The sequence below is a fragment of the Micromonospora sp. NPDC023644 genome, assembly GCF_040640115.1.
Lineage (GTDB): Bacteria > Actinomycetota > Actinomycetes > Mycobacteriales > Micromonosporaceae > Micromonospora.
The window spans coordinates 1-12403 of record NZ_JBFABA010000088.1; the positions used below are offsets into that span (position 1 = coordinate 1).

The 12403-nt window shown below is 76.9% G+C and carries 10 protein-coding genes; all 10 read right to left on the reverse strand.

Annotated elements, in window-relative coordinates; genetic code table 11:
- Positions 1-2339, reverse strand: a 2339-nt coding sequence (locus tag AB0G08_RS29265) for a hypothetical protein (RefSeq protein ID WP_358093930.1), incomplete at its 3' end; no start/stop codon positions are given.
- Positions 2339-3505 carry a glycosyltransferase family 4 protein gene (locus tag AB0G08_RS29270; protein ID WP_358093933.1) on the reverse strand — a complete coding sequence of 389 codons (1167 nt, stop codon included), beginning with the start codon at positions 3503-3505 and terminating at the stop codon, positions 2339-2341. The genes AB0G08_RS29270 and AB0G08_RS29265, both read right to left, overlap by 1 nt.
- Positions 3506-3560: 55 nt before the next feature.
- A complete protein-coding gene (locus AB0G08_RS29275; protein ID WP_358093936.1) occupies positions 3561-5261 on the reverse strand; it encodes a lipid II flippase MurJ in 1701 nt (566 codons plus the stop codon).
- Between the two features lies 1 nt (position 5262).
- Positions 5263-6129, reverse strand: a complete 867-nt coding sequence (locus AB0G08_RS29280; protein ID WP_358093939.1) for a hypothetical protein — start codon at positions 6127-6129, stop codon at positions 5263-5265.
- Between the two features lie 61 nt (positions 6130-6190).
- Complete coding sequence (locus AB0G08_RS29285) at positions 6191-7129, reverse strand: copper transporter (protein ID WP_358093942.1); 939 nt, start codon at positions 7127-7129, stop codon at positions 6191-6193.
- 27 nt (positions 7130-7156) lie between these two features.
- Positions 7157-8335, reverse strand: a complete 1179-nt coding sequence (steA, locus tag AB0G08_RS29290) for a putative cytokinetic ring protein SteA (protein ID WP_357883192.1) — start codon at positions 8333-8335, stop codon at positions 7157-7159.
- A 120-nt stretch (positions 8336-8455) separates the two neighbouring features.
- Positions 8456-10213: a DNA repair protein RecN gene (gene recN, locus AB0G08_RS29295; RefSeq protein ID WP_358093945.1), complete on the reverse strand. Its 1758-nt coding sequence runs from the start codon at positions 10211-10213 to the stop codon at positions 8456-8458.
- Positions 10214-10340: 127 nt separating this feature from the next.
- Complete coding sequence (locus AB0G08_RS29300) at positions 10341-11225, reverse strand: NAD kinase (RefSeq protein ID WP_357883498.1); 885 nt, start codon at positions 11223-11225, stop codon at positions 10341-10343.
- A gap of 73 nt (positions 11226-11298) precedes the next feature.
- Positions 11299-12159 (reverse strand): TlyA family RNA methyltransferase, encoded by an 861-nt coding sequence (locus AB0G08_RS29305; RefSeq protein ID WP_358093948.1) that lies wholly within the window; start codon positions 12157-12159, stop codon positions 11299-11301.
- Between the two features lie 21 nt (positions 12160-12180).
- Positions 12181-12403, reverse strand: a 223-nt coding sequence (locus AB0G08_RS29310) for a hypothetical protein (RefSeq protein WP_358093951.1), incomplete at its 5' end; no start/stop codon positions are given.

A 12403-nucleotide genomic window follows, 5' to 3' on the forward strand; every position in this document is an offset into this window, starting at 1 on the left:
TGCGCGGGGGGGCCACGGGGCGCCGCGAGCCCCGCCGCCCGGCCCCCCCGGCGCCGGCGCGGGGCCGGGGGCGCCGGCGCCGCGGCCGGTCCCGCGCCCGGATCCGGGGTACGGGCGGCGTCCGCCCCCGCGCCGGTCGGCGCCGGCCGGTCCGGGTCCTCGCCGTCCGGTCCCCCGCCGGTGTCGCCGCCCGACCCGTCGCCCGTGCCGCCGGGCCCGTCGTCGCGCTGGCGGCCCGCGTCGGGCAGCGTGCGGTCGGTGGAGTGGTCGAGCACCCGCAGCGCGGCCAGCGCCGCCATCGGCACCACCAGGGCGGCGGCCGCGCCGGCGACGTCCAGGGCGTCGCCGCCCAGCACCCCGCCGATCACCGCGGCGACGGCGGTGCCGGCCATCGCCGCCCGCATCGCCGGGTAGATGCCGAACAAACGCTTCAGCCCGCCCCACGGCTGGAGCAGGGCGAACCAGACCAGCAGGGCGCCGGCCAGGGCCAGCACGGTCAGCGGGCTGTTGACCAGGGTCTCGAAGTTCGCCGTGCTGGACCGGTGCACGGTGAGCCCGCCGGTGCCGTCGCCGACGGCGGCCAGGAACCGGCCGAGGCTGCCCCGCTCGGCGGGGGGCCGGCGCAGGTCGAGCACCGCGAAGCCGATGGTCAGCGCGAGCCCGGCCATGGTGGCCCAGGCCAGCCGGCTGATCGTCAGCCAGCCGCCGGCGCTGATCGCCGCGGCGACGCTCAGCCCGGCGGTCAGCGCGATCGCGCCGATCGGGTCGGCTCCCAGGTACGGGCTGCCGACGACCAGCACGGCGGCGCCACCGACGGCCACCATCACCGGCGGCCGCCAGGACCGGCGGACCCGCTGGGCCAGCCATCCCGCGCTCAGCAGGGCGCCGGCCAGGAACACCCCGAGCCCGACGGTGCCCAGCCCGGCGTACCGGCCGCCCTCCAGGGCCGAGTAGCCGACCACCCCGTTGAGCTGGAGGCGGGCGCCGGTGAGCACGTCCATCCCCACGGTCAACGCGGTCAGGCCGGCCACCGCGCCGAGCGGGCCGAGGCTGCCCGCGTACCCCGGCGCGAGCCGCACCACGGCGGTCGCGGCGACCAGCAGCAGCAGGGTCACCCCGGCGAAGTACACGCCGGCGTGGTCCCCGCGCCACCAGGGCACGGCGTCGGCGAGCAGGGCCGCCGGCACGGCGAGGGCCGCCGCGATCAGCAGCAGCTCCACGACCGCCACCACCCGCCGCGACACCGGCTCCGGGCCGTACGGGCCGGCGTGCCGGCGGGCCCGGCGCAGCAGCGGCAGCACCGCCACGGCCAGCAGCACCTGGGCGCCGGCCAGCAGGGTGAAGAACCAGTCGGCCACCCGGTGCTGGGCGGCCGCCTCCCGGTCGGCGTCCGCGGGCTCGGCGATCGCGGCGGCGAGGTCCGCCGGCCGACCGCCGACCGACTCGGCCGGCCGGCCGAGGAAGGGCCGCTCCGGCATCGGCCGGCCCAGCGCGGTGAGCGCCGTCGGCGCGAGGTCGACCAGTTGCAGGTAGCCCTCGCGGCCGGTGCTGGCCGAGGTGAGCCACCCGCGTTCCCAGCCCGGGCCGTCGGCGACGGCGACGTGCAGCCGGGACGGGGCGTCGGTGTCGGACACCCCGGCGACGAGCACCAGCGAGCGGGGCGGCCGGGCGGCCAGCACCCGGGCCAGGCGGGCGTCCGCCTCCCGCGCCAGCGCGGCCCGGGCCGCCGGGTCCTCACCGGCCACCGTGCCGAGGTCGACGATGCTCAGCACGCAGGAGCCGAGCAGGCCCGCCGGGTCCGCCGGGAGCGCCGGGGCGTACCGGTCGACGCGGCCGAACGGCCGGGCGGCGGCCACGGCCGCGCCGGGTCCGACCGCCACCGAACAGCGCACCGACTCCGACAGCGCGCCGGGCACCGTGCCCCAGGGCAGCCGCTCCTGGTTGTGCAGGACGACGCTCTCCTGGTCGGGCAGGTTCGCGCCGATGCCGTCGGGCTGCTCGAGTGTCACCTGGGCCGGCGGGCAGCCGCCGGCCTGCCGGCTGCCGTTCCAGGCGGCGTAGCTGCCGGCGCCGAGGGTCAGCCAGCCGTCCACGGGACAGGTCGGCCGGTGCGCGGAGCGGACCGACAGGGAGCCGATCGAGCCGTCCTGGGCCATCCGCCACAGCGTCGGCGTGCTCTGCGGGTCGACGTCCTCCCAGCGCAGCCCGGCCACCCCGACCAGCACCACGAAGTCGGCGGTGCGCCCCGGCGCCGCCCGGTCGGGACGGGCCGTCAGCGCGGTGATGCCCAGCGCCACCACGACGAGGGTCAGCAGGATCGGGGCGATTCTGCGCCGCATCACCGGCGTCCCGTCGACGGGGCGTCCGCGCCGGGAGCCGCCGGCCCGGCGCCGTCCGGGACCAGCTCGGCGTAGAGCGCCGCCAGCTGGGCGAGGGTGTCGGCCTCGGTGGGCCAGGCGTCGGCCCGGGCGGCGCCGCGCCGCCCCAGCTCGGCCCGCGCGGCCTCGTCGTCGAGCAGGGCGCGCACGGCCGCGTCGACGGCGTCCACGTCCCCCGGCGGCACCAGCGCCGCGGCGTCGCCGACCAGCTCCGGCAGCCCGCCGACCGCCGTCGCCACCAGCGGTACGCCGGCCCGCATCGCCTCCTGCGCGAAGAGCTGACGGGCCTCCCAGTCGCTGGTCACCACCGCCAGGTCGGCCCCGGCGAGCAGGTCGCCGACGTCGGTACGGTGCCCGAGCAGGGTCACCGGGGCCCGGGCGGCGGAGATCCGGGCGGCCAGCGGCAGGTAGGCGGGGCCGCTGCCGGCGATCACCACGACCGGCGCCGGGTTCCGCGTACGCCACCGGGCGGCCGCGTCGACCAGCACGTCGTACCGCTTCTGCGGGTGCAGCCGGCCGACGGAGAGGATCAGCGGCCGGTCCTGGCCGACGCCGAACTCGGCGCGGACGGCGGCCCGGCGGCGACGCGGCGCGGGCAGTGCCGGCGCGGCGACCGGGGCGAGCCGGGCGTCCGTCGCGCCCAGCGCCGCGGCGCGCTCGACCAGGTCGGCGGAGGCCCCGAGCGCCACCCGGGCGCCCCGGGCGACGACCCGCTCGACGAGGCGGGACACGCCGCCCCGCAGGCCGCCCGCGAGCACCGCGTTGTGCCAGGTGACCACGAGCGGGGCGGCCGGGCGGGCGAGCACGGCGACGAGCCCGGCCCGCAGGCCGTGGGCGTGCAGCACGTCGACCGGTTCGGCGGCGAGCGCCCGGCGCAGCGCGGTCACCGCCCGGGCGTCGGCCGGGGTCGGGCTGGCCGGGATCTCCACCGGCAGGAAGCGGGCGCCGGCGCCCGTGAAGTCGAACTGCTCCTGCGTCGCGGCGGGCCCGCAGACCAGCACGGAGGCGCCCGCGTCGGTCAGGCCCCGGGCCAGCGAGCGGACGTGCTGCCCGACGCCGCCGGTGCTGGAGGCGAGCAGCAGGGCCACCGTGCCGCGCCAGCCGGGAACCGGTGCCGGTGCCGTCACCGCGACCACCCCCGCTCGTCGGTCGCCGTCGGCCGGTCACCCGTCCTGCACCCGCTCACCGGGACACCGTCTCCTTCCCGCCACCCCGTTCCGGGGGGATGTCTCCCTCGCCCGTCCCCTGGGCGGGGGCCGCCGGCCCACGCCGGCCCGTCCTGCCCAGCCGCCGGAGCACCCCGGCGAGCAGCGGCGTCACGTCCCGCCGGTCGACCAGCCAGACGACGGCAAGGAACACGACGCCGACCAGGGCTCCGGACAGCATGCCCTGCACGAGTGCGCCGGGTGTCGTCGGGGTGCCGCCGGCGGCCGTGTCGAGCCAGCGGGCGACGGCCGTTCCGGCGAGCGCGGCCAGGGTGCCGGCGAGCAGACCGGCGGCGCCGGCCCGGGCCGCGCCGGCGAGCGCCGGACGCCCGGCCGCGCGCCGCACCGCGACGAGCAGCAGGCCGCCGAGCAGCACCATCCCGACCGAGTTGGCCAGGGCGACCGCGAGCACCCGGTCGGCCACCGGCAGCAGGGCCGCCAGCGGCACCGCCGCCACCGGCACGGCCAGCCAGCCGGCGGTGATCGCGACGGTGGCGGGGCGGGTGTCCCCCCGGGCGTAGAGGGCGCGGGAGAGCACCGCGAAGAGGCCGTAGCCGAGCAGCCCGGGGGCGAAGCCGACGATCCCGGCGGCGGTGGAGCCCGGGTCGTCCGGGTAGAAGAACGTGGCGACCGGCGCGGCCGTGCCGACCAGGGCCGCGGCGCCGAGGCAGCTGAACAGCAGCACCCCGCGCACCGTCGAGGAGAGCGTGCGCCGGTAGTCCTCGTCCCGCCCCGCGGTGGCGGCGGCCGCCAGCGTCGGGTACGCCGCCACCGCCAGCGGCACCGCCAGCACCGCCCAGGGCAGCAGGTACATGGTCTGGGCCAGGTTGAACACCTGCGGCGAACCGGTCGGCCCACCGGAGACCCGCCTGAGCAGCACCAGGAGCGCGAGCTGCTGCGCGGTGACCGTCACCGCCCCGGCCATCGCCAACCCGCCGACCAGCGCCCGGGCGTCGGGCGGGAACGCGTAGCCGAAGCGCGGGCGCAGGCCCAACCGGCGCAGCGGGATCAGCAGCGACAGCGACAGCACCACCACGCCCAGCGTGGTGCCGGCGGAGAGGATCAGCTCGCCGCCGGGCCTCACCTGCGCGACGCCCACGCCTCGTCCCTCGGCGCCGCCGAAGGCGAGGTACACCACGATCACGGTGAGGCTGGACAGCAGCGGCGCGATCACCGGCCAGGCGAACCGGCGGTGCGCCTGGAGCACCCCGGTGAGCACGATGCCGATGCCGTAGAGCGGCAACTGCGGGGCGAAGACCCGCAGCATCCGCGCGCCGGCCACCAGTTCCGCCTCCGAGCGTCCCTCGCTCATCAGCGACACGACCGGGCCGGCCGCCACCGCCACCAGGACGGCCAGCGGCACCAGCAGGGTGACCGTCCAGGTGAGCAGGGCCCCGGTGGTGGCGGCCACCGCGCGCCGGTCGCCGGCCGCGACCGGCCCGGCCAGCAGCGGTACGACCAGGCTCGCCAGCGCGCCGCCGGCCACGATCTCGAAGATGATGTTCGGGACCGTGTTGGCGATCACGTACATGCCGCCGAGGTCGCTCTTCTGCACGATCCAGGTGAAGACGGCGGTACGGCCGAAGCCGGCGAGCCGGCTGACCACGGTGAGGACGGCGATGAGCGCGGCCGCTCCGGCGACACGGCCGGCGCCGGCGAGGGGTGCCGGGGTCGTCACGTCAGTCGGCGCGCCGGCCCAGTGCGTCGAGCTCGCGCAGCCCCGGGGTGCGCTGGATGACCTGGGTGAAGCTGACCTTCTCGCTGGCCGCGGTGAGCCCGGCGAGCACGGCGAGCAGCCCGGCCCGCCCGACCGGCCCGGTACGCGCGGCGAGCGCCACGCCGAGCAGCGCGCCGAGCGCATTCGCGCCGCTGTCGCCGAGCATCACGTCCTCGCCGAGGTCGGCGGGGAGCAGCCCGGCGGCGGCGCCGACGGCACCGGCGGCGATCCCGCCGTGCGGGCCGCCGGCCAGCGGCGCGCCGAGCAGGAGGCCGGACTTCAGCGCCCGGCCGGGACGCAGGTCGAGCAGGTTGAGCAGGTTCGCCGTGCCGGCGATGACCCCCGCGCCGAGCAACACGTCGACGCCCCGGCCCAGCGGGCCCTGCCGCTGGCGGCGCCGGTGCGCGGCGACCCGGGGGTCGGCGGCGAGCAGCGCGGCGGCACCGAGGCCCGCGGCCCCCACCCCGACGACCTTGACCATCCCGGCGGTGACGCGGCCCTCGCGCAGCGCGGCCAGGTGCCCGGCGAAGCCCTTGGCCGCCTTCTGCTCCGGCCGGGCCCCCACCACGTCGTCGTAGAGCCCGACGGCCCCGGCGCCCACCCCGGCGACCAGGGCCGCGGCGCCCGACGGCCCGCTGGAGGCGCCGAACGCGCCCACCCCGGCCGCGCCGGCCGCGAGCGCGGGGCCGGCGGCCAGGCTCACCGTGCGACCGCGGAAGTTGGTCCGGTCGAGCGCGGGACCGGCCGGTGAGGTGCGCACCTCGCGCAGCGCGTACCGGGCGGCGGCGGCGCCCGCGCCGGCGATCAGCAGTCGACCGAGCAGACTCACGCGTCTCCCTCCCGCCGTACGTCGGCGAAGCTGGATCCGGACACCGGGGTACGTCGTCGCATCACTGGGGCAGTCTAGGCAGCAGGGTGGCGTTGTCGGCGACGCCGTACTGCCCGGCCTTCTTCTCGGTGACCTGCTGCACCAACGCGAGGGCGGTGACCAGCTGGCCCTGGACGGTGTTGGCGTTGTCGACGGTGGAGATGGTCTGCACCAGCACGGGGTCGCTCCGCACGGCGGCCACCAGGTTCCCGCCGGCCGAGCCGTTGCCGCCCACGACGATCGTCCCGGTCCGGTCGAACTGCTCGGCGACCTTGAGCACCGACTCGTCCTTCTTCGCCGAGTCCTTGTCCACGTACGGCTGCCCGCTGACCACGACGACGGCCTCCGCCGACGCGGTGACCCGGTCCTCCGTGGTCAGGTAGTTGGCGTTGGTGTACGCGGCCAGCACCGCCCGCCGGTCGGCCTCGCTGACCGGGGTCGCGCCGGGCGCCCGGTCGAGCAGCACGCTGGCCAGCAGCGCGGTCGACGTCTCCACCCCGTGCCCGTTGCCGGGCAGCCCGGCGGTCGGCGCGCTGGTGGGGCGCGCGGCGGTGACGGCCAGCTCCAGCAGGTTGTTGTTGTTGTCCGGGTTGATGAACTTGTCCTGCAGGTCGATGCGACCGGTCACCTGGGCCCCGGCGAGCTGGAGCATCTTGACCACGCCCTCGGTGTGGTCGCGCCCCGTGGGCAGGCTGACCACCAGCACCCGCTTGCCGGTCAGCGTGCCGGGCAGGACGACCTCGGCGATCTGGGCCGCGAACTCCTCCTCGAGCTCCAGCTCCTTCTCCATGTTCTGGACCGCCTGGCGCATCAGCTGGTTGTCCTTGCGCAGCCCGTTGACGTTCTCCTTGAGCGAGTCGGCCACCGGGCCGTTCAGGGCGGCGGTGCCGACCACCAGGCCGATCGCCAGCGCGAGGAAGACCGCGGTCAGGGACACCACGTGGTACCGGAAGTTGATCACACCTGCAGCCTCTTGATCGGTGGGACGCTAGAAAAGCTGTTCAAGCTGGAACACGAAATTGTTCCACCACTCGGAGACCACGCCCAAATACGCCTTGCCGACCGTGGAGACCGCCACCGCCGACGCCATCGCCGCGATCGCGGAGAGCACCAGCAGCAGCAGCGACGACCCGGAGATGCTCTGCCGGTAGAGCCGGCTCACGCCCTTGGCGTCGACCAGCTTCCCGCCGACCTTGAGCCGGGTCAGGAACGTGGAGGCCATCCCGCCGCGGCCCTTGTCGAGGAACTCGACGAGCGTGGCGTGGGTGCCGACCGCGACCAGCAGCGAGGCGCCCTTCTCGTCGGCCAGCAGCATGGCCAGGTCCTCGCTGGTCGCCGCCGCCGGGAAGGTCACCGCCGGGACGCCGAGGCCGTTGACCCGGGCCAGGCCGGGCGCCCGGCCGTCCGGGTAGGCGTGCACGATCACCTCGGCGCCGCAGCGCAGAACGTCGTCGGTGACCGAGTCCATGTCGCCGATGATCACGTCGGGCGTGTAGCCGGCCTCCACCAGCGCGTCCGCGCCGCCGTCCACGCCGATCAGGACCGGCTTGAACTCGCGGATGTAGGGACGCAGCACGTCCAGGTCGGCCTTGTAGTCGTAGCCGCGCACCACGATCAGGCAGTGCCGCCCCTGCATCTCGGTCTGGATCTCGGGCACGCCGACGCCGTCGAGGAGCAGGTCGCGCTCCTGGCGGAGGTAGTCCATCGTGTTGGCGGCGAACGCCTCCAACTGGACCGAGAGCCCCTCCCGGGCATCGGCCATCGACTTGGCCACCGTCTCGGCGTCCTGGAGGCTGCCGTGCGCCACCGGCTCGTCGCCGACGAAGACGGTGTTGCCCTCGATCCGCACGGTGTCGCCCTCGCGGATCCGCTCGAAGACCCCCTCCCCCAGGTCGTCCAGGAGCGGGATGCCGGCGGCGACCAGCACCTCCGGGCCCAGGTTGGGGTAGCGGCCGGAGACCGAGGGCTTCGCGTTGAGCACGGCGCCGACACCGACGGCGACGAGCGAGTCGGCGGCCACCCGGTCGAGGTCGACGTGGTCGATGACCGCGATGTCGCCGGGGCGGAGCCGGCCGACCAGGCGTTTTGTCCGGCGGTCGAGGCGCGCGGTGCCGAGGATCCTGCCCGGTTCCGCGCTCCGGGTCCGGCGCAACGTGGGTAGACGCATCGTGACCATCCTGGCATGTGAGGCAGGCAATTCTGTCGCGACATGCCTGGGCAGGGGCCGCCTACCCAGGGAAGCACACTAACGCGCCGGTCGGTGTGCCTGTGCTCACAATCGCCGACCTCACGGGCGCCTCTCCCGGGCCGCCACGGCGAGAAGCTCCTCAGCGTGCGCGATACCCAGGTCGGAGTCCGGCAAACCCGCGAGCATCCGGGCCAGCTCCCGCGCGCGCTCGGTGTCCTCCACCACCCGGACCCCGCTCGTGGTGACCGCCCCGCCCGTGTCCTTCGCCACCACCAGGTGCCGGTCGGCGAACGCGGCCACCTGCGGCAGGTGGGTGACGACCAGCACCTGGTGGCTGCGGGCCAGCCGGGCCAGGCGCCGGCCGATCTCCACCGCGGCCTGGCCGCCGACCCCGGCGTCGACCTCGTCGAAGACCAGCGTGGGCGGCCCGCCCGAACCGGCGAAGACCACCTCGATGGCGAGCATCACCCGGGACAGCTCACCGCCGGAGGCGCCGCGCTGCAACGGCAGCGAGGGCGCGCCCGGGTGGGCCAGCAGGCGCAGTTCGACCTCGTCGCCGCCGTCCGGGCCGACGCCGACCTCGGTGCCGTTGACCGGCAGGGTCGGCTCGGTGCGGCCGGCCGTGCGGGGCAGCACCGCCACCTCGATCCGGGCGTGCGGCATGGCCAGCCCAGCCAGCTCGATGGTGACCTGCTCGGCGAAGCGGGTCGCCGCCTCCTGCCGCGACGACGACACCCGGCCGGCCAGCTCGGCCACCTCACCGGCCAGCCGGGAGGCCTCCCGGTCCAGCTCGTCCAGGAGGTCGTCGGAGGTGTCCAGGTCGGACAGCCGGGTGCGGGCCCGCTCGGCCCAGGCGATCACCCCGTCGACGTCGTCGGCGTACTTGCGGGTGAGCGCGCGCAGCGCCGCCCGCCGCTCGTAGACGGTCTGCAACCGGGCCGGGTCGGCGTCCAGCGCGGCGAGGTAGGCCGACAGCTCGGCGGAGACGTCCGTGACGAGGGTCGCCGCCTCCTCCAGCCGCCCCGCCAGCTCACCCAGCGCCGGGTCGGTGCCGGCCTGCGCCTCCAGGGTGCGGCGGGCGGTGCCGAGCAGCGCCGCCGCGTCCGGGGTCTCGTCGGTCGCCTCCACGCCGCCGGCCACGCACTGGTGGGCCACCTGCGCGGCGGTGCGCAGCCCCTCGGCGTGCTCCAGCCGCTGCGCCTCCGCCTTCAGCTCGTCGTCCTCACCGGGCTGCGGGTCGACCCGGGTGATCTCGTCCAGGCCGAGGCGCAGCAGGTCCGCCTCCTGGTTGCGCTCGCGGGCGTTGCGCCGCCGGTCGGTCAGGTCGTCGACCACCGCGCGCCAGCGGGCGTACGCCTCGCGCAGCGCGTCGAGCAGCTTCTCGTGCTCCGGGCCGGCGAAGCGGTCCAGCGCGGCCCGCTGCTCGGCCGGCCGCAACAGCCGCAGCTGGTCGGACTGGCCGTGCACCGCCACCGCCTGCTCGCCCACCTCGCCGAGCATCGACACCGGCATGCTCCGCCCGCCCAGGTGCGCCCGGGAGCGGCCCTCCACGGTCACGGTGCGGCTCAGCAGCACCGAGCCGTCCTCGTCGGGCTCGCCGCCCGCGTCGGTGATCCGCGCGTGCACGGTGGCGGCGACGCGGCCCTCGAGCCGCAGCCGGCCCTCGACCACCGCCCGGCCCGGCTGGGCGCGGACCCGCCCGGCGTCGGCACGCCCCCCGAAGAGCAGGCCGAGGCCGGTGACCACCATGGTCTTGCCCGCACCGGTCTCGCCGGTGATGACGTTCATGCCGCCGGTCAGCGGCAGCGTGGTGTCCTCGATGACGCCCAGTCCGGTGATGCGCAGCTCTTCCAGCACAGCAACCGACAGTAGACGCGGCCCCCGACAGTTGACCAGCCGGCGTGGCCGCGTCGGTGCGTCCGCCCGCCGACAGCGCCGCCGGGGCGGCCCGGGCACGGCCGGTGGACGCCGGCCCGCCCCGCGGTCACCGGCGGTTGCCGCGCCAGCCGTGCACGGGCAGGTCGAACTTCGCCACCAGCCGGTCGGTGAACGGGCGGTCCCGCAGCCGCACGACGCGTACCGGCAGCGCGCCGCGCCGCACGGTGACCCGCGCCCCGGGCGGCAGGTCGTAGACCCGCCGGCCGTCGCAGGACATCACCGCGAGGGTGGTGAACGGGTCGACGGTGATGGCGAACGTCGACGTGGGCGCGGTGACCAGCGGCCGGCTGAACAGCGCGTGCGCGCTGATCGGCACCAGCAGCAGGGCCTCCACCTCCGGCCAGACCACCGGCCCGCCGCCGGAGAAGGCGTACGCCGTCGAGCCGGTGGGGGTCGCGCAGACCACCCCGTCGCAGCCGTACCGGGACAGCGGGCGGCCGTCCACGTCGACGAGCAGCTCCAGCATCTGGGCGCGCTCGCCCTTCTCGACGCTGATCTCGTTGAGCGCCCAGGACTCGATGGTCGGGCCGCCGTCGAACTCGGCGGTCACGTCGAGGGTGAGCCGCTCGTCGACGGTGTAGTTGCGCTCGACCACGTCGCGTACCGCGCTGTCCAGGTCGTCGATCTCGGCCTCGGCGAGGAAGCCGACCTTGCCGAGGTTGATGCCGAGCAGCGGCACCTTCGCCGGCCGGGCCAGCTCCGCCGCGCGCAGGAAGGTGCCGTCCCCGCCGAGCGCGAAGACGATCTCCGCGCCCTCGGCCGCCTCCAGGCCCGTCACCGGGACCACCTCGGGCAGGTCGAGGTCGTCGGCCTCCTCGGCCACGACCCGCACCTCGAAGCCGGCGGAGGTCAGGTCGGCGGCGACGGCGCGGGCGTGCTCGGTGCTGCGCCGGCGGCCGGTGTGCGTCACCAGCAGGGCCGTGCGGCTCACCGGGACGGCCGTCCCGTCGCGCCCGCACGACTCCCGCGCGGCACGCCCGCGACCGCGGGGCTCGCCAGCTCACTCACCCGGCCACCTCCTCCGTCGCCGCGTCCGGCTGGTCGCCGGACGGCGCCGGGCCACCCGGCCCGGCGGTCACCACCGCGCGCACCCGCTCCGGGTCGGCCGGCGGTGCGCCCCGGCGTAACCATACGAAGAACTCGACGTTGCCGCTCGGCCCCGGCAGCGGGCTCGCGGCCACGTCGGCCAGGCCGAGGTCGAGGCGGGCCGCCGCGGCGGCCACGTCGAGCACGGCCTCCGCCCGCAGCAGCGGGTCGCGGACCACCCCGCCGGTCCCGACCCGCTCCTTGCCGACCTCGAACTGCGGCTTCACCATCAGCGCGAGGTCGCCGTCGGGCCGGGTGCAGCCGGCCAGCGCCGGCAGCACCAGCCGCAGCGAGATGAACGACAGGTCGGCGACCGTGAGGTCGACCGGCCCGTCGATGACCTCCGGCGTCAGCGTACGGACGTTGGTGCGCTCGAAGACCCGCACGCGGGAGTCGTTGCGCAGCGGCCAGGCGAGCTGCCCGTAGCCGACGTCGACCGCGACCACCTCCGCCGCGTCGGCGCGCAGCAGCACGTCCGTGAAGCCGCCCGTGGAGGCGCCCGCGTCCAGGCACCGCCGGCCAGCCACCGTCAGCCCGCCCGGAGCGAAGGCGGCCAGCGCGCCGGCCAGCTTGTGCCCGCCCCGGGAGACGTACTCCGAGCTGGGGTCCTCGCCGGTGACCAGGAGCGGATCGGCGGGGTCGACCATCGCGGCGGGCTTGCGGGCCGGCACGCCGCGCAGCTGGACCCGGCCGGCCTCCACCAGCGCGGCGGCCTGTTCCCGGGAGCGGGCCAGGCCGCGGCGGACGAGTTCGGCGTCCAGCCGGTTACGACGTGCCATGCGTGGTTCTTCTCCGGTCGGTCAGGCCTGGTCGATGGTGGCGAGGGTCTCCCGCAGCGTCTCGTACGCCGCCTCGTACTGCGCGATCTGGTCGGCCGGGGCGAGCGTCGCGGCGTTGGCCATCGCCCGCACGGCGGCGTCCACGGCGGGATGCCGGTCGTCGCCGGGGTCCTCGGCGGGCTCCGGCGGCGACGGCGGGCCGGGGCGCGGGCCCGGCCGGGCGCCCGGCGGCGGGCCGGGGCGG